This window comes from Chromatium okenii (assembly GCF_002958735.1).
GTDB classification, from domain to species: Bacteria; Pseudomonadota; Gammaproteobacteria; order Chromatiales; family Chromatiaceae; genus Chromatium; species Chromatium okenii_A.
Window position 1 is genome coordinate 1 of record NZ_PPGH01000016.1, and the last position, 22,647, is coordinate 22,647.

The window sequence follows — 22,647 nt, forward strand, 5'->3', positions numbered from 1 at the left end:
TCATTGAAACGGTACTTAAAGAAGAAAATTACCGGCTGGTTTTTGCGGCGAGTGGTTTGGAAGCCTTATCACTGCTGCGCCAATTACGCCCGGATGTCGTATTGATGGATGTGCGAATGCCGGATATGGACGGAATTACGGCGACGCAGCGATTAAAAGCGTTGCCGCAATTTGCGCAATTGCCGGTGATTATGATTACCGGTCACAGTGAAAAAGCAGTGGTGGTTGATAGTTTGCGTGCTGGCGCGACGGGTTTTTTGGTTAAACCGTTTGGACGTGACACGTTAATCACTAAATTGCGCGAGGCATTGGGAGCGCCGTGATGTCATCGCGGCGCTCGTTTGGTTTAGTCGCGCAGCAGGTGGCGACGATAATGGCGCAGTTCGTTGATTGATTCGCGGATGTCTGCCAGCGCAAGATGTTGATTTTCTTTTTTAAAACTGTCGGCAACTACTGGCGCCCAGCGTTGCGCGAGAATTTTTAGCGTACTCACGTCGAGATTGCGGTAATGACAGTAAGCGTCAAATTTTGGCATCCAATGGGCGAGAAAACGCCGATCCTGACAGATGCTGTTTCCGCACAACGGCGAAGCGCCAGCCGGAACCCATTCCGCTAAAAACTCAAGTGTCGCTGCTTCGGCATCGCTGACGGTGAACGCACTGGCATTGACCCGCGCCAGCAAACCCGATGCGCCGTGATGGGTGCGATTCCATTCATCCATACCATCTAAAATTGCTGCTGGCTGGTGAATTGCGATGACCGGCCCTTCTGCCAAAATAGTTAATTCGCTATCGGTGACGATGGTGGCGATTTCTAAAATAGAATCCTGCGCTGGGTCTAATCCGGTCATTTCCAGATCAAGCCAAATCAAATGATTTGCGTGTTGTGTCATGGGTTTTTCATTCTCGTTTGATGATGTTAATACACAGATGCGCGACGTATTGATTCAATTTTCAAAGTAGGTGTTCACTGACCACTGATAACTTTTTTCAACAGACTAGAAAACGCGCTACAACACAACCATATTCATTGCCCTTATCAATCACACGAACCATCAATCATGCCAAAACCAACTGAACTCAATCTGCATCGTCAATCCCGCGTGTTAGAAATCCGGTATGAAGACGGCGCACATTTCACGCTGTCTTGTGAATATCTGCGGGTGTATTCGCCCTCCGCAGAAGTGCAGGGTCACGGTCCCGGACAGGGCGTGTTGCAACTCGGCAAGGAAGATGTCGGCATCGACCGTATCGAACCAGTCGGCAATTATGCCGTGTGTTTGCATTTTGACGACGAACACAACACCGGTATTTATTCTTGGGATTATCTCTATCGGCTCGGCACGGAGCACGAAATGCTGTGGCAGTCTTATCTCACAGCGTTAGAACAAGCCGGACAACCGCGCAAAATCAAGCCATCCTGAGCGTTGATCGCTTTGATGTAACATTATCCTTTCCGCCATTTTAATCACGATCAGGGACGCAGCATGTCCAACGAAAAAACCACTCATTTTGGTTATCAACAGGTTCCCGTTGCGGAAAAAGCCGTGCGGGTGCGCGAAGTGTTCGATTCGGTCGCCTCGCGCTACGATTTGATGAACGATCTGATGTCGCTCGGCATTCATCGGCTGTGGAAACGCCATGCGATTGAATTGGCGGGAGTGCGCCGAGGACAACGGGTGCTCGATTTAGCCTCTGGCACGGGCGATCTCGCCGACCGTTTTGCGGGCATCGTCGGCGCAGAAGGCTCAGTGGTGATGTCCGACATCAACGCTGCGATGCTCAACGAAGGGCGCGGGCGAATGCTCAACCGAGGGCGCGTCGGCAATCTGCACTACGCGCTGATTAACGCCGAGCAAATTCCGTTTGATGACAATCACTTTGATTGCGTCACCATCGGCTTTGGGCTGCGCAACGTCACCGATAAACAGGCAGCGATCAATGAAATGTATCGCGTGTTGCGTCCGGGCGGTCGGGCGTTGATTCTGGAATTCTCGCATCCAGTCAGCAAATCGTTGAGCAAAGTTTACGATCTGTATTCGTTCTCAGTGCTGCCGACGCTGGGGCGGTTGGTCGTCAATGATCCGAACAGTTATCGCTATCTGGCCGAGTCGATTCGAATGCACCCGGATCAAGACACGCTGCGGTCGATGATGGAAACCGCTGGGTTTGAACGCTGCGAGTATTTCAATCACAGCGGTGGCATCGTCGCCATTCATCGGGGGTACAAACTGTGACCGAGGGCATTCAGATTCCAGACGCACTGCTGGCGGTGATCGAGCAGGCAGTGAATCGTTATATCGCGCTTGATGCGGCGCAGGGCGCAGGATTTGCCGCGCTCACCGGGCGCATGATTGCGATTGAACTCAAGGGTTTCGGGACTCGCGTCACCGTGATTCCGAACGCGCATGGCGTGCAACTGTTCGGTGATTATGACGCGCCGCCAGATTGTTTAATTCGTGGTACGCCGCTGGGTTTGGCACGCATGGCGATGACCGAGCGCAAGGAAACCCAATTGGTTTCTGGCGAAATCGAAATCAGTGGCGATACTGCGCTGGCGCAGGCATTTAACACCGCGCTGGCGAATCTCGATGTCGATTGGGAAGAGCAATTGGCGCAGATCATTGGCGATCCGTTTGCGCGACAAGTCGGCAAACAATGCCGCGAAGCCGAGCATTGGCAACAGCGCACTTCCGAATCCATGACCGCTTATTTGAAAACCTATTTGCAGGAGCAGCGCCGATTGGTGCCAACCCGCGACGAGGTGGAGGCGTTTTTAATGCAAGTGGATTTACTGCGCGATGACTGCGAACGGGTTGCAGCGCGCATTGAACGGCTGGCGCAACGGGCAGCAGCGGTTGGCGTCCATTTATGATGGGACCGCGACAAGCGTTGCGGCTGTTCCGCATCAATTGGGTGTTTCTGCGTCACGGTCTCGACGAAGTGGTTTTAGCGACCCATCTGTTTCGACCCCTGCGTTGGATCATGTATCTGCTGCCGTGGCATTGGGTGGAGCGCGATTTGCCAGCCTATCCAGTGCGGGTGCGGCAGGCGCTGGAAGATTTAGGACCGATTTTTGTCAAATTCGGACAGATTCTCTCCACCCGCCGCGATTTGCTGCCCGACGATTTGGCGGTGGAGCTGGCGAAACTTCAGGATCAGGTTCCGCCTTTTGATGGCGCAGAAGCACGGGCACTCATTGAAAAGGCTTGGGGTTGTTCCGTTGATAAGGTGCTGGATGAATTCAATCCAATTCCGCTGCTTCTGCTTCGATTGCGCAGGTGCACACCGGACGCTTAAAAAATGGCACTGAAGTTGTCGTTAAAGTGCTGCGCCCCGGAATTGAACGCACCATTCGTCAAGATTTAGCCTTGATGTATACGCTGGCGTATTTCGCCGAACGCTATTGGAAAGAAGGTAAACGCCTGCGTCCAATTGAAGTCGTGCGCGAATACGAAAAGACCGTTTGTGACGAATTGGATTTGCAACGCGAAGCCGCCAACGCTTCAAAAATTCGGCGCAATTGGCAGAACAGCGACATGCTGTATATTCCAGAAGTCTATTGGGATTGGACGCGCCCAACAGTCATGGTCATGGAGCGGATTTATGGCACACCAGTGAGTGATGTTGAAACGCTCAAAGCGCAAGGCGTGAGCATGAAATTATTGGGTGAACGCGGCGTTGAAATCTTTTTTACGCAGGTGTTCCGCGATAACTTTTTTCATGCCGATATGCACCCCGGCAATATCTTTGTTGAACCGTCTGGGCGTTATATTTCAATTGATTTCGGAATTGTCGGAACGCTCACCACCGAAGATCAGCGTTATTTAGCCGAGAATTTGCTGGCGTTTTTTGAACGCGATTATCGGCGCGTTGCTGAATTGCACGTTGAATCGGGCTGGGTTCCACATGGCACTCGCGTTGATGAATTTGAAAGCGCAATCCGTACCGTCAGCGAACCGATTTTTGAAAAGCCGCTGGCAGAGATTTCATTCGGGCATTTTCTGGTGCGGCTATTCCAAACCGCTCGGCGTTTCAATATGGAAATTCAACCGCAGTTGGTGTTGTTAGAAAAAACGCTGTTGAATATCGAAGGTTTGGGGCGAATGCTTTATCCAGAATTGGATTTATGGACAACCGCCAAACCGTATATGGAACGCTGGATGAAAGATCAGGTTGGCATTAAAGGCTTATTTGATCGCACCAAACGCAATATCTATTCCGTTGCCGATCAAACGCCAGAATTGCCGTTAATTGCGTATCGTATTCTCATGGCGTATGACAAACGGTTGCGCACGATTGAGCCAGTCAATAAACCAACCACTCAACCAGCGAGTGCGCCAGTGTTGAGTCAAATCATTAGCGGTGCAACGTTGTTAATTTGTGGAACGTTGGTGCTGTTATTTGGTCCCGGTCAATGGCTGCCAGAAACAACAGGAATGGCGCTGATGATGAGTTGTTATATTGCTGGTGGGTTGCTGTTATTGCTCGCTGCGCGTCGTGCTTAATGAATAAAGCTGTTTCATTGTGATTGATTGTTTCAACAATTATTCTGAAATCTTGTATTGGACGCCATGCCTACAGCAGCTCCACTTGATCCTGATGCTGAATTCTGTTTGCGCCAAGCAGTGAAACACATTTTCACTCTAGCGCGAGACGGCATTGTGATTACTGATCGTATTCCGCGTATCACTGCGGTTAATCCGTCTTTTACGCGCATTACCGGTTATACCGAAGCCGAAGCGCGTGGACAAAATCCCAGCATTCTCAAATCCGGTCATCATCCCCGGAGTTTTATCAAGAAATGTGGGACACGCTGGCGAAAACTGGATGCTGGCGCGGTGAAGTGTGGAATCGGCGCAAAACTGGTGAGGAATATCTGGAGCTGTTGAGCATTCAAGCCATTCGGAATAATGACGGCGAAACCGTTGGTTATCTTGGAGTTTTTGGTGATCTCAGCAGCGCAAAACGCGAAGAGGAATTAGAACTTGCGCGGCAAGCGGCTGAAGATGCCATGCGCATGAAAACGCAGTTTTTGGCGAATATGAGCCACGAAATTCGCACACCGTTGACTGCGATCATCGGCTTTGCAGAAACCATGACCGACAGTCGGCAAACGCTCGCCGAACGCGCTCATGCTGTGGACACCATTATTCGCAATGGCCGGCATCTGCAATCTTTACTCAACGATGTGCTTGATTTTTCAAAGATTCGCGCCAAACGCATCGAGCTGGAATATCTCCGAACGTCGCTGCCGGAGCTGTTGGCGGCCGCAGTAGACTCAGCGCGAGCGCAAACCGAGGAAAAACAACTGGAATTTGGTGTGCATTTCATGCCGCCGCTGCCATTGCATATTCGCACCGATCCTACGCGAGCGCGACAAATCATCTTCAATCTGCTCAGTAATGCGATCAAATTCACCGATATAGGCGCAGTGCGCTTGATTGTCAGCTTTATACCGGAACAAGAGCTGCTGGCAATTTCGGTACAGGACACCGGCTGTGGCATTGAAGATGAGCACATCGAGGCGCTGTTTGAGCCTTTTGCACAAGCAGACCGTTCCACCACGCGGCGTTTTGGTGGCACTGGCTTGGGGCTGTCGATTTCCAAAGAATTGGCGGAACAACTTGGCGGCGAAATTCAGGTCTCCAGCGCCGTTGGCATGGGTTCAGTATTTACCGTCACGCTGGCAACTGGACCGATTGATACAGCGGATTTAGTGTGGGACCTGCACGAATTTAATCAATCATCTGGTGTTCGTCCGGTGCGCACCGTGCGCGCACCAACGCTATTTGGCAACGTATTGTTAGCTGATGATAATCGCGCCAATCAAGATTTAATTGCACTGTATTTGCGCCGCTGCGGGTTGCAAGTGGAAATTGCAAAAAATGGTCAAGAAGCAGTTGAAAAAGCGCAGCAAGCAGATTTCGATTTAGTATTGATGGATATGCGAATGCCGATCATGGGCGGATTGGATGCAACCGAATTATTGCGCTTAACCGGTTTTGACAAACCGATTGTGGCATTAAGTGCAAATGTTGAGCGCAGCGATATTGAAGCTGCGCTGGCAGTGGGTTGTGATACTTATTTACCCAAACCAATTCATTTGGATGCGTTTTATCAAATGCTGATGCACTATTTGCCACAGGGAGAACATGCGCATCACGCAGTGAAAATCAATTCGTTACAGCTTGAAAATGATCCTGAACTAGCGCAGTTGCAGCGCCAATTTCATGCTGAATTGCCGCAGCGTTTAGCGAGAATGCGTGCTGCGTATATCGCTGCGGATTGGGATGAATTACGTTCACAAGCACATCAAATTAAAGGTGTCGGAACCAACTTTGGAATGCCCGAATTAACGCGTTTAGCTGGCGCGATGGAATTTCAAGTGTTACGGGGTGATATAAGTGAGGTCGCCGATTTAATTGAGGATATGGCGCATTTATGGCAGCAATGACGTTAATGGCTCCAGCAATTGCACTCGACATCATAGCTGGCGAGCCAATGCCTTATAACCTGTATTTAGCTAACGGTGTTCCGCTTGTCAGTAAAGGACAGATTTTTGATGATGACGATCAATTGGAAATTCTGCGGCGGCAGGGCTGGCGAATGCTCAATGCGGATAATACGACGAACGTACCGCCTAATGCGGTCACGCCAGAAGACGCAGCGTTATTTATGGATCAACAGCAGCGTGTGCGCTTTCAATTCCGCCCGCGCATTCCATTAAAAGAAGCGATCGCGTTGGTTGCAGATGATATGTCATTATCATTGAAATTATTGGTGCGCCTATTACGCGAAAAACAGCTCAGTAAAATTATTGAAGCAGACAATGGACGGCAGGCATTGGTACAGTTTTTCCGGCAACGCCCATATTTAGTGTTTCTCGATATTGAAATGCCGGGTTTAGATGGTATGGATGTCTTAAAACAAATTAAATCGTGGTCGCCGGAAACTTTCGTGTGTTTGGTGAGTGGCAATGCGACGATGGTTAATGTGAAAACTGCAAAAACCTATGGCGTTGACGCTTTTCTGGTTAAACCAATTAGCGGATTAAATCTACAGCGCGTGTTATCAATTTATATGCCGGAATGATATAGAAAACGTTAAAGCTCGCTGCAAACAGCGAGCTTTAATGCTGTCAAAACTGCTATTCGGTTTCTCGATAATACTTCGCTAAATCAGTCTCTTTCATTCGCGTCAGCGTATCGCGGGGAAAATGGCTCATCAATTCCCACGCCAGATTTAATGTCCCTTCAATTGAACGATCTTCAGATTCACCCTGCCCGACAAATTGCGCATCAAACGCATCAGCAAAACTGAGATAACGGCGATCACGTTCGGATAATTCATCCGCACCCACAATTGAAGCCAAATTGCGCGTTTCCTGCGCCCGCGCATACAGTGCGTATAATTGAGCAGCGACTCGCGGATGGTCTTCGCGGGTGTCATCTTTACCAATGCCATCTTTCATTAACCGCGATAAACTCGGTGAAATATGCACCGGCGGATAAATCCCCTGATTGTGCAATTCTCGTGATAAAACAATCTGTCCCTCGGTAATATAACCGTGAGATCAGGAATTGGATGCGTAATATCATCGGATGGCATAGAGACCACCGGCATCATTGTGATCGAGCCGTGACGCTCGTGAATACGCCCGCAGCGTTCATAGATTTCCGCCAAATCTGAATAGAGATAACCGGGATAACCTTTGCGTGCTGGCACATCGCCTTTTGCGGTCGCTACTTCGCGCAATGCCTCGGCGTAATTGGTCATATCGGTTAATACGACGAGCACATGTCGATCTAAATCATAAGCCAGATATTCTGCCGCAGTTAATGCGGTGCGCGGTAAAGTTAATCGTTCCACTGGTGGATCATCAGCGAGATTGATAAACATCACCACATTGCGCAATACGCCGGAATTGGCGAATTCATCGCGGAAGAATTTAGCATCCGCATACGACACGCCCATTGCCGCAAACACAATTGAAAAACTCGATTCTTGATCGACCAATTTGGCTTGCCGCACGATTTGCGCAGCCAATCGGTTATGCGGTAATCCAGAGCCAGAAAAGATCGGTAATTTTTGCCCGCGCACCAAGCTATTCAATCCATCAATCGTGGAAATACCCGTTTGAATGAACTCACGCGGATAAGTCCGTGCTGCTGGGTTAATTGCCGCACCACTTACCGGACGGCGTAGGCTTGATAACACTGGCGGACGTCCGTCACGCGGAACGCCTAAACCGTTGAATTCGCGTCCTAAAATCTCTGGTGACAGCGCGATTTCGACCGGTTCATCCAGAAACCGAATCCACGTATTTTCGAGGTCGAGATCGTCAGTGCCCTCGAAAACGAGAATCAATACCTCGTTGTCGGCAGCGCGAATGACCTGCCCGTTGCGCATCTGACCGGCGTGATCTTCGATTTGCACACGGTCGCCAAACGCGACGCCGGGCGTATTTTTAACCACGAGCAAACCGCCACGGGCTTCAATTGCGGTGCGATATTCTTTGATACTCATAGGCTTATCATCAATGCTGAATCGCGTTGGTTGAAATCAAAAGTATAGCGCGGCGCTGGCTGCTGCCGACCGCTGTCAACGCTCGCGCTGGCCGAGATTGGCGTGAATCACCGCGCCGTTGAGCACCGGCGCTTGGGCAGCAAACGCGACTGCTGCGGCAATTTCTGCCGGCTCAATCAATCGGTTAAATGCCGACAGCGCAGTGAACGCCGCGAGCAGGTCTGGGTTGCTGGCAAGCAGATCGCGCACTTGCTGGGTGTCGGTCACGCCGGGGCAAATCATGCAGGTGTGAATGCCGCGCCCCGCCAAATCCTGACAGGTCGCTCGCATCATGCCGACCAGCGCGTGTTTGGCAATGACGTAACTCGCCACACCGGGCACGGCTTTCTCCGCCAGCGTGGAGCCAATATAAATCACGCTAGATTCCGGTTTTAAGTGCGGAATCACGAGTTGATTCAGTGCATTGGCAGCGACGATGTTTAATTCCAACACGCGGCGTAAATCGGCCGCTGGCAAGCCGTCAATCGGATGACACTGCATCACCGAGGCGTTGTGTACCAGACAAATTCGCGTTGCAGCAGTCAATTCCAGTTCCAACGCGGGCTGCAGCGCCAGCACTGCATCCGGTTCCGCCAAATCACAGGTCAAATTGATGACCGCTGCTTCTGGACACGGGTTGCGCGAAATGTTGATGACGCGCCAGCCGTCACGATCAAATTGCTGCGCAATCGCCAACCCAATGCCAGAACTCGCGCCGGTAATAATTAACAAATTCATGCGGTTTGCTGCTCCCAAGATGAAAACGCCCATTGTCCCAGCCCAGACGATACGCCGAGTTCAATGGCGCGGAGATCGCGGCTGGCTAAATCTGGGTGCTCACGCAGCCTCGCCAGCAACAGCGCCGCCAATTCTTCGATGGTGACATTGCGCAGCGGCAGCGTCAGTACATCGCGGTGGAGAAAAGGAATCTGCTCATCGGCAAAATGCGCGAGCAGCATTCCGTCGCGCTGCTCCAGTCGTAAATACGGCGACTGCTGCGGCAGCAATACGCGCTCATCCCATTGATCGCACAGCGTTTTTAACACCCGTTTTAACAGCACGTAATCAAATGCCAGCCCGTCCGCGCCGACGGTGGTTGTCACTGCGGCCTGCACCTGAAAATTATGCCCGTGCAGATTTTCGCGTTCGGTCGCGGAAAACAGCGTGAAATGACCGGCGCTGAAATTGAGATATTCCTTGCTAATTTCGATGCGAATCAATGGTTTTTGGTTTGGCATGAGCGCGATGCTGCTTCTGAGTGATCTAACTATTCAACCACAGGTGCACGGCGATACTGGCGGCATAACCGAGCGCAATCGCTGGCATCCATTTGAGATGCCCGAAAAAGGTGTAAGCGCCACGCCCGCTGCCGAACCAATCGACAACAACGAACCGATACATTTTTCTTAACTTTCGTTAACTGCCACGTTAAAAACGTGGGGTATATCTACCAAGGCGCGTAACAGGATATTACGCGCTCCGACAACATCTCTATTGACCCAATCTCCAGAGACTAATCGTATTCTTTTTGCGCCACCAATTTGTTTTATTTCACCCGTTTCGGGGTGAGTCTTGCTGGTATACGCTTCACACACATCTAACACTGTTTTTCCATACTCAAATGCTTTATTTTTCAAGAACTGCTTAAAGCGATAATGGGCAAAGGTTAACAGATTGCGGACGGTTTTACTGCTGATTTTTCTTCCCGCTTTACTGACCATTTGCGAAGTTTCAAAAGTGGGCAGCAGAATACAATCAAAGTTTTTTACAAAAAACAACGCGGCTTTGTGGTGCAGTTCATCAATGAGATTCTGCACCTTTTGACGCATTCGTAAACCCGCTAACAACATTCTTTTCTTTTTTTGTTTCCCTGCTTTCGATGCACGGGAAAGCAAATCATCAAGGTAATGCGCCATGCGTTGAATGCGTGAAAAATCGCCACTGCCAATCAAGCCACATGAATCAGTTGAATAGAAAGTCGCAAACGTTCTTACGCCGGGGTCAATCGCTACCACACCAAGGGCTTGGTTCTCGCCATAAGGTACAAGGTGTTTTGTGGGGACGGCTAAGTAAAATTTGCCAGCTTTCCATACCAGCCGAGAGTCACGAAAAGACTCTGGTAAAGATTCGGCATAACCCAAACCTTTGCCAGAGACTTGTGGGTAAATACCTTTATTGCTAATAGCGGTTTTGGGAATAAAGCAGGATTGTATCGGGTCTTTGCGGCTACGAAAGCGAAAGGTCGTCCGTTTGCCACTGCCTTTATTGGCTTTGCACGTTTTCCAAAAAGCGTTGTGTGCATCTTTAATGGCAGTGCCTTTAATTTGAAAAGGCGTATCTTTTGTCCATGCAGGCAATAAACGGGTGAACATCTTTTTAATGTCCATCCATGATGGCTTTGCTCCCTCATAATCGCGTAACAAGGCAATCGTGGCGTTATAAACGTAGCGGCTCACTTTCATCCAGTGCTTGAATTGCGCTCTGTTCTGCGCGGTTGGATATAGCTTGAGCAACTTGCTTTTTGTAATTTCTAAGTCCGTGCATTCTACAACTGAAGACGTGTAGGATATTGAGCAAGTCTTGAGTAAGTTCGACTGCGGGGCTGAGTGTGTCTTCTGATAAAACCACGAGTTTTCCACCATTTGACTCGATAACAAATCGAATGAGTTCATGTCCAAATCGCGCAAGTCGGTCTCGGTGGGCAACCACAAGCGTGATGTGAGTTCCGCGCATTGCGCGTTCCAAAATGGTGTTAAGTCCTTTTCTTTTGAAATTGAGTCCACTACCAATGTCCTTAATTATTTCTGCTTGCGGATTGATTGCACATAAATTGAACTTGGCGGTCAAGATCATCTTTTTGTTTATCGCTAGACACGCGACAGTAATAGATGACGCCGGCAGCGATGATGACCGGCTTGGATTTGCGCAGATGCACAAATTCTTCTGCCATGACAAATAGATACGCTAACGCAAAGATCACCAGCGCCAGATAACCCACTGGGTGCGCCGTTAAATCGGGTGCGCTCGTGAGCGTCGCTGCCGAAGTGGTTAACGGCAATAAACACAATGCAATCAGACTGATAATGCGAGCAGTCACTGGTTCAGACCTCACCGGCTGAACTCCCGCTCAACTCGCTTGCAGCAACGCGACGACTGCGGCATGACCGCTTTCAGTCGCCCACTGCAGCGCAGTTTTGCCACCAAAATCTTTGAGCGTGCGATCGGCGTGATGCCGGAGCAGCGTTTCCACAGTTTTGATATGTCCTTGTTTCGCTGCCCAAATCAGCGCCGTCCAGCCTTCAGTGGATTCCTGATGATCGACCATCGCGCCGCGCTGCAACAGCAAATCCACAGTTGCAGCGTGATTGTTGGAAGCCGCCAGCATCATCGCCGTGTAACCGCCCTTATCTACTGCGTCGATTTTCGCGCCAGCATCGAGCAGTCGCGCCACCACTGGCGTGTGTCCGTACAACGCCGCTTTCATCAACGGCGTCCAGTTGCAACTATCACGCACATCGGGCTGGCGCTGGGTCGAGAGCAGTTGATTCAACGCCGTCAAATCACCCGCTGCCGCAATGTCGAGCATCTCTTCGCTCGCACTCGCTCCAGTTGCATCGGCAGCGGTTTGCTCAGATTCCGAAGTGTTGCAGGCAGTCAGACTGCTAAAAAGGACGGCGGCAAGAGTGATGGTGGAAAAGAAGTTCATACGCGTTGTTCTCTCAATAAAGACAAATTGATCACATCGCATTGGTTATAACAAACTCTTACAACTTCCCTTTTGACATTTCACAAGCACACTATCTGCGCCAACACAGGGCACTTTATGGATTTCGCCATCTTTGCGCGATTCGATCAAATTGGTGCCTTTACTGCTGATTTTGCAGCCGCGCTGTTTCGCGTATGCCTCCGCCTGCGCCGCAAAACTGACCGAGCTGGTGAGTGTCGATTTCGGTTTAGGCAGTTCCATCATGTTTGCCTTGGCGACTGGCGGTTTGGGTTTTGCCACAACCGGCGCAGGTTTCGACGTTGTTGATTTATCAGGTGCTTTAGCAGAAGCAGTCGCTGCAACTTTGGCAACCGGCGCGGGCGCAGGTTTTGCTGCGGCAACTGGCTTTGCGGCAACAGTTTTAGTTTTTGATGATTCGGGCGCAGGTTTCGTGGCAGATGACGCAGTGGTTGCGGCGAGTTTAGGTGCGGGTTTTACGACAGGCGGAGTCACCACCGCTGGCGCCGATTTTGTTGCCACGACTGGTTTTGCCGACGGTTGCTGCGGTGCTGGTGGAACCACCTTTGCCACGCTTGGCGGAGTTGCTGATTTAACGACCGCAGCAGGTGGCGGATTCGGTTTAGAAACCGGCTGCGGTGCAACTTGCATCACTGGTGCTGGCGGTGACACTGGGCGCACTGGTGGTCGGGCGACTGGCGTCATATCCGGCTCAACCGTTTCATCAGACTCCGCAGATGCTTCGTCGGCAGTAGCCACTGAAGAAGCAACGGGCTGGGCTGGCTGACTGGGTTCTCGAATCGTGCGACTTTCGACTGGCGGCGCATCTTTTGCCCACGCATCTTTGAATCCTTCCGCAGGTGGAGTGGCGCGAGCCAATCGACTGCGATTTTCCGACCAAGATTCGCGCAGTGATGACAGCGATTCGGTCAGCGCATCGTGGAGATTTTCAGTGTAATCAGTGCGCTGGGCGGGTTTGTCGCTGACCGCAGGAGCGACTAATTCGGCTTTGGTCGCCACTTTGGTTCCACCAGCTTGTTCCACAAAATAAGACGTGATTTCAAGCACTGTGCCCGGTTTAAACTTTGCGTCCGCCGCGAGATCAGCGAGAGCATTGGCGTCGAGCTGGCGCTGCACGATGAAACGATCTTCCGTTGAACGACTGATGATCCAACCTTTGCTGCGTGCCGCACCCATCGCCACCGATTTCGCCTCAACACGGGGCGCGTTGGACAACACAATTTGCGGAAATGCCTCAAGATTCATCGCCTCGGCAGCAATCTCATCTGTGCGCACATTTTTGGCATTTCCCGCACAGCCGCTCAGATTTGCGCCAAGTAGTGCCAAACCACAAATCACGGCAAGTAAACGCACATTCACCCCAAATTCCTCATCCCAGTTCATCATCAAAAATCAGCGACGCATCGCAGCAGGTCGCGCCCAGAAAAGTCTTCAGTTGCTGAATGTTAGCATAGCCATTTGCGTTCAATTCTGGCAGAGGCAGCGCAGTGCGCAGCAACGATCACTTGAGGATAACGCCAACAACCTTTACAATTCCGCGCTTATTCGCCGATGTAGCTCAGTTGGTAGAGCAACGCATTCGTAATGCGTAGGTCTGGGGTTCGAATCCCCATCTCGGCTCCAACATGAAAAGGCGGTTATGGTTGTTACCATAACCGCCTTTTTTTCGTCTCGTATTTCTCTCACCAACGCAGGTCATGTCTCCATGTCACGCAAAACATTACTTATTTTTTTAAGTTTATTCGTTTGCAGTACGGTCGCGTATTGGAACAACAGCGCTTCCCAGCGCCAGCGATGCCAACTCGAAAAGGTGGTCGATGGCGACACGCTGCGCGTGAACTGTCGCGGAAAATCAATCAGCGTTCGTCTGCATTGCATTGATGCACCTGAAAAAAGCCAAACACCGTGGGGCGCACGTTCCACTGCGGCGCTGCGGCGGCTCGCGCCATCACAGTTGGAACTCGACATCACCGATACCGACCGTTACGGACGCACCGTCGCGGATGTGTACATGGGCGGCGCCGATCATCGAATGCTCAATTTAGAACAAGTGAGAAGCGGCAACGCTGCCGTTTATGCCCGTTATTGCGACGATGATCGCTTTGTGCGTGCCGAACGTGAGGCGAAATTGGCGCGGCGCGGCATCTGGAGTCGCGCTGGCGACCAACAAACGCCGTGGTCATATCGGCATCAGCGTTAATGCCATGACCGACGCAGACTGGATGAAATTGGCGCTGGCGCTCGCCGAACGCGCCGCGAATCTCGGCGAAGTGCCGGTTGGCGCAGTGCTGGTGCGCAACGATGAGCTCATCGGCGAGGGCTGGAATTGCCCGATTGCGCATCACGACGCCAGCGCCCACGCCGAAATTCAGGCGCTGCGCGATGCTGGGCAGCGCGTCAGCAATTATCGCCTGCCGAATACGCGGCTTTACGTCACCTTAGAACCGTGCGTCATGTGCGCTGGCGCGATGATTCACGCCAGAATTGACACCGTTATTTTTGGCGCATTTGATCCGAAAGCTGGCGCTTGCGGCAGCGTATTTAATCTATTGCCATCTGATGCGCGTTTTAATCATCGTACTGCCTGTTATGGCGGTATTCTTACTATTGAATGCGCGGAAATGCTGCGCCAGTTTTTTCGAGCACGGCGTCTGCGTTCTCATCAACCAATGTATTCGGAATCAATTGCACCATGAACCGCTTATTACAGTTCGCGCATTTCATTGATTTATGCAACCGCCAAATAGGTCGCGCCAGCGTTTGGCTCATTCTCGGCGCAGTGCTTCTCAGCGCACTTGCTGCAACATTGCGTTATCTTTTCGATTGGGGCTCAAACGCGATGATTGAAGCGCAGTGGTTTTTATTTGGACTGGTGTTTTTATTATGCGCACCGTGGACGCTGCAAGAACAAGGACATGTTCGCGTTGATATTATTTATACCCGCTTATCAACCCGCTGGCGAGCAATCGTTGACATCGTTGGCGGACTGCTTTTTTTATTACCAGTGTGCATTTTAATTTCAGTGAACGCTTGGGATTATTTTCTGTTGTCATTTCAGCAAAATGAATCTTCAATGAATCCCGGCGGATTACTCTGGTGGCCAATGAAACTCGCCATTCCCATTGCCTTTAGCCTGCTCGCAGCGCAGGGCGTTGCAGAAATCATTAAAGCGGTTGCCGTATTACGCAATCAGTCTGCTTCAAAACACGGAGATTGAAATGGAAACTTGGGTCATTGCAAATCTTGCCCCGATGATGTTTACCGCATTGGTGCTGTTTTTACTCATTGGTTATCCAGTCGCTTTTTCATTGGCAGCAGTCGGAATACTCTTCGGATGGATCGGCATTGAATTTGGCTTATTAACACCAGCACTATTGCAAGCATTACCCGATCGTGTATTCGGCATCATGCGCAACGAAATTCTATTAGCCATTCCTTTTTTTACGTTTATGGGCTTGATTTTAGAACGCAGCGGAATGGCAGAAGAATTACTCGACACTGTGGGGCAAATGTTCGGCAGTATTCGCGGCGGTTTAGCGTATGCCGTGATTATTGTTGGCGCATTGCTGGCAGCAACTACCGGCGTCGTTGCGGCATCAGTCATCGCAATGGGTTTAATTTCATTGCCAATTATGTTGCGCTACGGCTATCACGCACCGTTTGCAACCGGCGTTATTACCGCCAGCGGCACGCTCGCGCAAATCATTCCACCATCATTAGTATTAATTGTGATGGCCGACGTATTGGGGCGCTCAGTCGGTGCGATGTATCAGGGCGCATTATTGCCCGGATTGCTGTTAACTGCGTGTTATTTAATTTATGTTTTTGGCGTGACGGTATGGCGACCAAATCACGCACCAGCATTGCCATTAGCAGCACGAACGCTGCATGGTTGGGCGCTGGCAGTGCGCGTATTAATTGCGTTAATACCGCCGTTAGCCCTGATTTTTCTCGTATTAGGAACAATTTTCATTGGCTGGGCAACACCAACTGAAGGCGGCGCAATGGGTGCAGTGGGTGCATTGTTATTAGCGATCATTAAACGACGACTCAATTTAGAAGTTTTAATTCAATCATTGACGGCGACTGCAAAAATCACCAGCTTTGTCGTGTTTATTTTAATTGGCTCAAGTGTGTTTAGTTTGACTTTTCGCGGGATTAACGGCGATTTATGGGTTGAGCAATTGTTAACTGGCTTGCCGGGTGGTGCGCTGGGTTTTTTAATTGTCGTTAATCTATTGGTTTTGTGCTGGCATTCTTTCTCGATTTCTTTGAGATTGCATTTATTATTCTGCCACTGCTCGCGCCCGTTGCCGCTAAATTGGGCATTGATTTAGTGTGGTTTGGCGTGTTATTGGGTGTGAATATGCAAACCAGTTTCATGCACCCACCATTTGGATTTGCACTATTTTATTTGCGCTCAGTTGCACCGCCGCAGGTACGCACTGTAGATATTTACTGGGGCGCAGTGCCTTTCCTCGTCATTCAAATCATCATGGTTATTCTCATCATTACTTTTCCGCAAATCGTGAGTTGGGGTTTAGATGCTTCAACCACAATGACCACACCAGTTGAAATTACCGTGCCGGAGCAAAGCGGATCAACGTTATTGAATAGCGATGATTTTGGCAATTTGTTTAGTCCGCCAGAACAACCAACACAGCAGTAATGTGCAATGAAGAAAAATAAATTGGCTAGAAACGCATCGCCAAAACGTGATGCGTTAACAACATTTCAACCGTTAAGCGGCAAGGTTAATCAACAATTACCAAATGCGTTTGCAGTGCTGCCACTGTTAATTGCAATGGGGATTGTGCCGCTGATTGTCTTGTTAAAAGTGATTCCAATTCCGCCGGATTACCAACAATTTTGGATCACGGAATACGTTTTCGATTTCTTTTCATATTATAAAGCGCAAATAATCATTTTTTGCGCAGGGTTTATTTTAGTCAATGCGTTAATAATAAATCATTTGGGTCAATTACCGCGCCGACAGTTCAGACTTAAAATTCCGCTCATGATTTACGCAATGATGATCGTGTTCAGCACACTATTTTCTGCGCATCATCCAATTGCATTTAGCGGTTTTTTTGAACGTTATGAAGGTATGTGGGTTTTGCTATCCTATTTGATTTTAATGCTCGGAGCCTATCTTTTTATCAGCACACTAAAACAACTGTGGTTAATTCTCGGAGTATGGTTAGCAGCACTCTGTATTATTTCTATCATTGGCTTATTCCAATTCATTGGCGTTGACATTTTTCAAACCACTGCGGGGCGGTTTTTAATTTTGCCCAGCCAATACCAGAGTATTGCAAATAGTTTAGATTTTAATTTTCCAAAGTATTGGATTTACGCAACGCTCTATAATCCCAATAATGTCGCCAGCATGATGGCGCTTGCTTTGCCAATGACTGCCGTCTGTTTTTTTCTTTCTCAATCGAAAATTCGCCGCATTGGATTTGGTGTATTAACAGGATTATTTGCGCTGGTGCTGGCAGGCACTCATGCGCGAGGCGGATGGATTGCTGTCATTTGTGCTGCGCTTTTATTGTTTGGCGTTTTCATGCGGCATGACTTATTGCGCTATTGGAAATGGTTGAGCGCATTGAGTTTGGTTGCAGTGATAGCGTTTGCAGTGCTGATTTTCTGGGGAGTGCAGCGGGCAAATACTGTCACCTTAGATCAACATCATGCTGATTATTCAATACAAGTTGCGCCAGAACATTTGAGTGAACGCCTCATTCGTCATTATGGAACGCTGGGATCGGGAAGGCTGTATATTTGGATTAGATCACTGCAAATGGCGAGAGAAACTGTTTTATTGGGACGCGGACCAGATACCTTTGCGCTGTATTTTCCAAATCAGGATAGCTATAAACGCTTTTTTAATCAGCCAGAGGCTTTTGTTGATAAGCCTCACAATCTGTATATTCAAACATGGTTAAATCTCGGTGGTTTGGCAACCTGCGCATTTTTGGCAATGATTATTTTACACGCAGTGCGCACTTTTCAGTTATTAACTAAGGCGCAGCCAAACAGTGAATTTTATATGTTATCATCTGGATTGTATGCAGGTTGGTTTGCCTATCTTGTTGCAGCGATGTTTTATGATAGCGTGGTATCAGTTGCGCCTGCATTTTGGATTATTTTCGGTTTGAGTTTGGCAGTTAATCATCAATTAGACAGCGCGATCAAGTCAGAAATCCCGCTGCACTTTCCATCTAACAATGTATTCACCATTAACCGAGCATTAAATATGAATAACGAACTCTATTATGGCGATAATCTGGAAGTGCTGCGCAACAAGATTGAAAAAAACAGCATTGATTTGTGTTATATCGATCCGCCGTTTAATTCTAAACGCAATTATTTCCAGATTTATACCAATGTCGGTAAGGAAGATCAGGCGCAAGCACAGGCATTTATTGATACTTGGACGTGGAACATGCTGGCAGAACAAGCCTTGCGTGAAATTAGCTGCAATGAAAATGGGCGCTATACCACGCAAACGGTTGATTTAATGAAAGGGCTTCATGCGGTATTGGGCACTGGCGGTTTGCTGTCTTATTTACTCAGTATGACGCAGCGGATAAATGAGATTCAGCGCGTATTGAAACCGACCGGCAGCTTTTATTTACACTGCGATCCCACTGCATCGCATTATTTGAAGTTGATTTTAGATAGTATTTTTTGCCCGCGTGGCGGGGATTATAAAAATGAGATTATTTGGCATTACCGACGCTGGACAGGTAAAGCAAAAAAGTTTCAAGAATTGCACGATATAATCTTTTTTTACGCAAAAGGGAAAGATTATGTTTTTAACGTTCCATATACTGAATACACAGAAAAATCTTTAAAAAGAAAAGAAAATTATCACACAAGAATCAAAAACGGTGAGGTTTTCGTCACTTCGGTAGATGATCGTGGCGTAAGAGAAAACGATGTTTGGCAAATTCCAATTTTAAACTCACAATCTAAAGAACGCCTCGGTTATCCCACGCAAAAACCAGAAGCATTATTAGAGCGCATTATTCAAGCCAGCAGCAATGAAGGCGATGTGATTTTAGATGCTTATTGCGGTTGCGGCACGACCGTTGCCGTTGCGCAGCGATTAAAACGCCAATGGATTGGCATTGATATTACTTATCAGAGCATTGCCGTTATTCTTAAACGAATGACAGAAAAGTTTGGCGCTGAAATCGCAGATGCAATCACGTTATCTGGTATTCCGAAAGATATGGCATCGGCGCAGGCGTTGGCACTCAAAAAAGATGATCGACTGCGCAAAGAATTCGAGAAGTGGGCGGTGCTGACCTATACCAATAATCAGGCAGCGATCAATGAAAAGAAGGGCGCAGATAAAGGAATTGACGGCGTTGCTTATATTATCACTGGAAATCATAGCAGTGAAAAAGTCGTGTTTCAGGTGAAATCAGGCAAGGTGGGGCGTGGTGATATTGCTAAATTGAGAGGCGATCAAGCGCGAGAACAGGCAGTGATGGCATTTTTAATTACGCTCAATGATCCAACCAAAGATATGCTTGATGAAGCATTAGCGGCTGGTATTTATCATTATCCATTGCTACGTCGTGATTATCCCTGTATTCAAATTGTCACCATCCGCGATATGCTTGAACAGAAACAGTTGTTTGATTTTCCGCATAAGCACGATGTTTTGAAAACATCAGATTTGGTTATTGAAGATACGCAAAAAGAATTATCGTTAGATGAAAGCGACGAGGAATAAAAAACGCTGGCGGTTTATTAACCGCCAGCGTGATTATTTCATTCGTTCTGCATTAACGCCGCGAGCCATTTGCTCCATGAGCGCCAGCACCTGTGCCATTACCCGCGCCAGCTCCATCGCGTGGACCGCCGCGTTCCATCGGTGCGCTGACAATCTCATCCACTGCGTCCTGCGTCAGGTGTTGCGCGACGTAAGCATCGCCACCTTGCCGTTCAATTTCTGCCACAAAAGCGCGAAGATGATTGCGTGAGCCGCGCATTAAATTGCCGTAAACCTGTTGTAAATCAACGTTTTCAGTCGCAGCAATCGCATCTTCCAGATCAGCAATATCTACTTCTTCAATCAACGCGCCGACGTTTAGCGCCGCCAATAACGTCGCTTCGCCCTTCACCGTCAAATCGTTATAAAGCTGTTGCAGCGCAGTATTCGCAAACACGCCGTTGACGGTCGGATCAGAAATATCGGCCACGCCGTAACGATCCATTTGCAGTTTGATCGCGTCCATATGTTGTTGTTCTGATTGCGCAATTCCGGCAAACGGCGGTGCATTCCACAGCGTATCAAATTGCAAATACACATCACGCGCCACCCGCTCTTCTTCACGCATAAACACCAGCGTTGCGCTTTCGTCTGCGCTCAATGTCGTGGTGACGGGCTGAACTGTGGGCTGAACCGGCGGCGTGGTTGGCGCAGCGCCGCGTCCGTTGCCAGCAAATGCGGCAGGCGTAGCGGTCAACAGAGCGGTCAGCGCGATCGGCAGTAAACGGGATGCAGTGGACATGACGATTTCCTCGTTGATGAATGAACACAGGGTTGTTGCTCATTCAGTTGCACGAGTGATGCCAAGTTTTTAATGCAGTTAAATCAAGTGGTTGGTTCAAAAACGCGGCGGGCAGTTCGACAACAGCGGTTGCGGTTCGACAAAACTGTCGAAATTGGCGGCTGAACGCACCAGCCGCCAAACCGATTTATTGCGGCGCTGGCGCATCCGCCACCAGCGTGATGACAAAAGTGACTGGCACTGCCGAACTGATGGCGCTTAAACCGGCTAATTGACGCAGCTTTTCAACGCCTTCGGTCATTCCAAACTTGGCGGCATCGACAATCAGCGGCTTCACATTCGCCACCATCACCGTTTGCGCATTCACTCGCGCCACTTGCAGCGCCAGCGTCAACGGCTGCGCCAGCCCGTGCAGCAGCAGCGTTCCTTCCGCATTGATTGACGCGATGCTGCCGACCGCCAAATTTGCCAGTTGCTGCGGATCAATCTGCGCCCGCAACACCGCTTCCTGATAATTGGTCGTTTCAAATAAAAACTGGCGCATCCGCTCATTGCGAATAGGAATCAGCGTTTCGACGCTATCGAGCGCCAGCCGCATCGTCACCTGACCAGCGTCAGTCACGCGCCCTTCGATTTTGCCGAACGTGTTGATTTCCGCCACGTTATTGGCTTTGATCGACACAAAATTGAGCTGAGACCGCGCTGGGTCAAGCGTCCAATCCGCGTGAGCGGCTGGCGCGAGCAGGAATCCAAATAATAAACAAGGCAGTAATGGATGACGCATCGAAAGCTCCAGAAAGATAAATGGTTGAGCAGAGAAACTGGTCGCAAAAATTCCAGAAACAAGCGCGAATTACGGCGTCGGTCGAAACAGCCGTGCTGCGTTAATCCGTTCGTCGATCAATTGAATCATTTTTTGATAAACCACATTGTTTTGATTGCCGAAATTCGCAGCAAATGCTTGTTGATCCATTCCTTCCGGCAAACCGTCAATTACCGGCATGAAATCATCTTCGGTCAAGCCAGCCGCGATGCGCTGTTGCACTTGACGCGCACTGTCTGGCGATGCCGTCGCCCGCTGCGCCAGCCGAATGCCTGCACGATTGGCGGACATATCCGCAAAACTAAAACCGCTGCCGCCGTTGGCATCGGACATTTCTTTATACCAACCAATCATTCCCGAAAAGGTATCGCCGCCCTGCGTGACCAACGCAGCCGAAGTCATAAAATGTTGGCCGAGGTCTTGACGCTGGCGCAGCAGCACTGGATGCGCGTAGGGCAAGCGCGTTGCTTTGGTGTCGGCGGGATCGCGGATCGGATGACCGTTGACATAGGCAGCGAGCACGAGAATCACCGCTCGATTTTCGGCGACGGGATCGGCGCTGTCGGGTTGTTCGGCAGCTTTGGTAAACAACAGTTTTAATAAATCAGCGAGTTGCACTGGACGCCCGCGTCGCAGCGTCACCAGCGCGGCGCTCAAATCTCGTTGATAACGCAGCAGCGTTGGCAATGCTGCATCGGCCACAAAACCACTGCCGATGCGTTCCAACAAATCCGGTCCCACAGATAATTCACGGCTAATTGATCGTGCTGCAAACTAACATGTTGAATAGATTGGGTGCTTTCGATCGCAGCGAGGGCGCGATCCGCCAACATTTGCACCAAGGCGCTCGGCATCGGCAGACCGGCAAGTCGCGCATTATCAATCTTCGGCAGTGCGCCGTTTTCCACCAAATCAAACCAAGATTGACGAAACTGTCATTTGGGTCCCACGCGCGCCAGCGAAATCGTGACCTGCGCCCGT

24 protein-coding genes, 1 tRNA gene and 3 pseudogenes are annotated in these 22,647 nt (G+C 49.6%); 15 read left to right on the plus strand and 13 right to left on the minus strand.

Annotated elements, in window-relative coordinates; genetic code table 11:
• The coding region (locus CXB77_RS02855; protein ID WP_146108656.1) for a response regulator at nucleotides 1–323 on the plus strand (323 nt) is incomplete at its 5' end.
• A gap of 23 nt (nucleotides 324–346) precedes the next feature.
• On the opposite strand, the gene orn is transcribed toward CXB77_RS02855, so the two are convergent.
• A complete protein-coding gene (orn, locus tag CXB77_RS02860; RefSeq protein WP_105072716.1) occupies nucleotides 347–892 on the minus strand; it encodes an oligoribonuclease in 546 nt (181 codons plus the stop codon).
• Nucleotides 893–1,060: 168 nt separating this feature from the next.
• On the opposite strand from orn, the gene CXB77_RS02865 reads away from it, so the two are divergent.
• From CXB77_RS02865 to CXB77_RS02895, 7 genes and pseudogenes are all read left to right on the plus strand, one after another.
• Nucleotides 1,061–1,423 (plus strand): gamma-butyrobetaine hydroxylase-like domain-containing protein, encoded by a 363-nt coding sequence (locus CXB77_RS02865; protein WP_105072717.1) that lies wholly within the window; start codon nucleotides 1,061–1,063, stop codon nucleotides 1,421–1,423.
• Between the two features lie 63 nt (nucleotides 1,424–1,486).
• Nucleotides 1,487–2,236 (plus strand): bifunctional demethylmenaquinone methyltransferase/2-methoxy-6-polyprenyl-1,4-benzoquinol methylase UbiE, encoded by a 750-nt coding sequence (gene ubiE, locus CXB77_RS02870; RefSeq protein ID WP_105072718.1) that lies wholly within the window; start codon nucleotides 1,487–1,489, stop codon nucleotides 2,234–2,236.
• Entirely contained in the window at nucleotides 2,233–2,874 is a 642-nt protein-coding gene (locus tag CXB77_RS02875) for a ubiquinone biosynthesis accessory factor UbiJ (RefSeq protein WP_105072719.1), read from the plus strand. Before ubiE ends, CXB77_RS02875 begins: the two co-directional genes overlap by 4 nt.
• Nucleotides 2,871–4,507: pseudogene (ubiB, locus tag CXB77_RS02880) on the plus strand (ubiquinone biosynthesis regulatory protein kinase UbiB). Before CXB77_RS02875 ends, ubiB begins: the two are co-directional and overlap by 4 nt.
• Before the next feature lie 66 nt (nucleotides 4,508–4,573).
• Nucleotides 4,574–4,891, plus strand: coding sequence for a PAS domain S-box protein (locus CXB77_RS02885; protein WP_105072737.1), 318 nt, complete (start codon nucleotides 4,574–4,576; stop codon nucleotides 4,889–4,891).
• Complete coding sequence (locus CXB77_RS02890; protein ID WP_105072720.1) at nucleotides 4,804–6,456, plus strand: ATP-binding protein; 1,653 nt, start codon at nucleotides 4,804–4,806, stop codon at nucleotides 6,454–6,456. Before CXB77_RS02885 ends, CXB77_RS02890 begins: the two co-directional genes overlap by 88 nt.
• A complete protein-coding gene (locus CXB77_RS02895; protein ID WP_105072721.1) occupies nucleotides 6,444–7,094 on the plus strand; it encodes a response regulator transcription factor in 651 nt (216 codons plus the stop codon). Before CXB77_RS02890 ends, CXB77_RS02895 begins: the two co-directional genes overlap by 13 nt.
• Nucleotides 7,095–7,149: 55 nt before the next feature.
• On the opposite strand, the pseudogene CXB77_RS02900 reads toward CXB77_RS02895, so the two are convergent.
• From CXB77_RS02900 to CXB77_RS02910, 3 genes and pseudogenes are all read right to left on the minus strand, one after another.
• Nucleotides 7,150–8,528, minus strand: a pseudogene (locus CXB77_RS02900) (V-type ATP synthase subunit B).
• A gap of 75 nt (nucleotides 8,529–8,603) precedes the next feature.
• Entirely contained in the window at nucleotides 8,604–9,305 is a 702-nt protein-coding gene (locus tag CXB77_RS02905) for an SDR family NAD(P)-dependent oxidoreductase (RefSeq protein WP_105072722.1), read from the minus strand.
• Complete coding sequence (locus tag CXB77_RS02910) at nucleotides 9,302–9,805, minus strand: 6-pyruvoyl trahydropterin synthase family protein (RefSeq protein WP_105072723.1); 504 nt, start codon at nucleotides 9,803–9,805, stop codon at nucleotides 9,302–9,304. Before CXB77_RS02910 ends, CXB77_RS02905 begins: the two co-directional genes overlap by 4 nt.
• Nucleotides 9,806–9,812: 7 nt before the next feature.
• On the opposite strand from CXB77_RS02910, the gene CXB77_RS19515 reads away from it, so the two are divergent.
• Nucleotides 9,813–9,977 carry a hypothetical protein gene (locus CXB77_RS19515; protein WP_172452498.1) on the plus strand — a complete coding sequence of 55 codons (165 nt, stop codon included), beginning with the start codon at nucleotides 9,813–9,815 and terminating at the stop codon, nucleotides 9,975–9,977.
• Here CXB77_RS19515 and CXB77_RS02915 read toward each other — a convergent pair.
• Genes CXB77_RS02915 through CXB77_RS02935 form a run of 5 tightly spaced genes read right to left on the minus strand, consistent with a single transcriptional unit; the run spans nucleotide 9,974 to nucleotide 13,695 of the window.
• Nucleotides 9,974–11,080 (minus strand): RNA-guided endonuclease InsQ/TnpB family protein, encoded by a 1,107-nt coding sequence (locus CXB77_RS02915; RefSeq protein WP_431520699.1) that lies wholly within the window; start codon nucleotides 11,078–11,080, stop codon nucleotides 9,974–9,976. The genes CXB77_RS19515 and CXB77_RS02915 overlap by 4 nt on opposite strands.
• Nucleotides 11,004–11,420 carry a recombinase family protein gene (locus CXB77_RS24350; RefSeq protein ID WP_105072725.1) on the minus strand — a complete coding sequence of 139 codons (417 nt, stop codon included), beginning with the start codon at nucleotides 11,418–11,420 and terminating at the stop codon, nucleotides 11,004–11,006. The genes CXB77_RS02915 and CXB77_RS24350 overlap by 77 nt, the downstream gene beginning before the upstream one ends.
• Entirely contained in the window at nucleotides 11,362–11,679 is a 318-nt protein-coding gene (locus tag CXB77_RS02925; RefSeq protein ID WP_146108657.1) for a hypothetical protein, read from the minus strand. The genes CXB77_RS24350 and CXB77_RS02925 overlap by 59 nt, the downstream gene beginning before the upstream one ends.
• 15 nt (nucleotides 11,680–11,694) lie before the next feature.
• The gene (locus CXB77_RS02930) at nucleotides 11,695–12,273 is read right to left on the minus strand and encodes an ankyrin repeat domain-containing protein (protein ID WP_105072727.1); all 579 of its coding nucleotides are present in this window, start codon (nucleotides 12,271–12,273) and stop codon (nucleotides 11,695–11,697) included.
• Between the two features lie 45 nt (nucleotides 12,274–12,318).
• Entirely contained in the window at nucleotides 12,319–13,695 is a 1,377-nt protein-coding gene (locus CXB77_RS02935; protein WP_105072728.1) for a hypothetical protein, read from the minus strand.
• Nucleotides 13,696–13,859: 164 nt separating this feature from the next.
• Between CXB77_RS02935 and CXB77_RS02940 the strand changes: the two genes are divergently transcribed.
• From CXB77_RS02940 to CXB77_RS02965, 6 genes and pseudogenes are all read left to right on the plus strand, one after another.
• A tRNA-Thr gene (locus CXB77_RS02940) sits at nucleotides 13,860–13,935 on the plus strand.
• A gap of 82 nt (nucleotides 13,936–14,017) precedes the next feature.
• Nucleotides 14,018–14,512 (plus strand): thermonuclease family protein, encoded by a 495-nt coding sequence (locus CXB77_RS02945; RefSeq protein WP_105072729.1) that lies wholly within the window; start codon nucleotides 14,018–14,020, stop codon nucleotides 14,510–14,512.
• 4 nt (nucleotides 14,513–14,516) lie between these two features.
• Entirely contained in the window at nucleotides 14,517–15,008 is a 492-nt protein-coding gene (gene tadA / locus CXB77_RS02950) for a tRNA adenosine(34) deaminase TadA (RefSeq protein ID WP_105072730.1), read from the plus strand.
• Nucleotides 15,005–15,529 (plus strand): TRAP transporter small permease subunit, encoded by a 525-nt coding sequence (locus CXB77_RS02955; RefSeq protein ID WP_105072731.1) that lies wholly within the window; start codon nucleotides 15,005–15,007, stop codon nucleotides 15,527–15,529. The genes tadA and CXB77_RS02955 overlap by 4 nt, the downstream gene beginning before the upstream one ends.
• Nucleotides 15,530–15,566: 37 nt before the next feature.
• Nucleotides 15,567–16,981: pseudogene (locus tag CXB77_RS02960) on the plus strand (TRAP transporter large permease).
• 348 nt (nucleotides 16,982–17,329) lie between these two features.
• Nucleotides 17,330–20,062 carry a DNA methyltransferase gene (locus CXB77_RS02965; protein ID WP_172452499.1) on the plus strand — a complete coding sequence of 911 codons (2,733 nt, stop codon included), beginning with the start codon at nucleotides 17,330–17,332 and terminating at the stop codon, nucleotides 20,060–20,062.
• A 52-nt stretch (nucleotides 20,063–20,114) separates the two neighbouring features.
• On the opposite strand, the gene CXB77_RS02970 is transcribed toward CXB77_RS02965, so the two are convergent.
• The 4 genes from CXB77_RS02970 to CXB77_RS02985 all read right to left on the minus strand — a co-directional run bounded on the left by CXB77_RS02970 (nucleotide 20,115) and on the right by CXB77_RS02985 (nucleotide 22,574).
• Nucleotides 20,115–20,843 (minus strand): DUF2202 domain-containing protein, encoded by a 729-nt coding sequence (locus tag CXB77_RS02970; RefSeq protein ID WP_105072733.1) that lies wholly within the window; start codon nucleotides 20,841–20,843, stop codon nucleotides 20,115–20,117.
• A gap of 187 nt (nucleotides 20,844–21,030) precedes the next feature.
• Nucleotides 21,031–21,627, minus strand: a complete 597-nt coding sequence (locus tag CXB77_RS02975) for a YceI family protein (RefSeq protein ID WP_105072734.1) — start codon at nucleotides 21,625–21,627, stop codon at nucleotides 21,031–21,033.
• 69 nt (nucleotides 21,628–21,696) lie between these two features.
• On the minus strand, nucleotides 21,697–22,392 hold the full coding sequence (locus CXB77_RS02980) for a hypothetical protein (RefSeq protein WP_172452500.1): 696 nt from the start codon (nucleotides 22,390–22,392) through the stop codon (nucleotides 21,697–21,699).
• Entirely contained in the window at nucleotides 22,320–22,574 is a 255-nt protein-coding gene (locus CXB77_RS02985; RefSeq protein WP_105072736.1) for a hypothetical protein, read from the minus strand. Before CXB77_RS02985 ends, CXB77_RS02980 begins: the two co-directional genes overlap by 73 nt.
• Nucleotides 22,575–22,647: the final 73 nt, after the last annotated feature.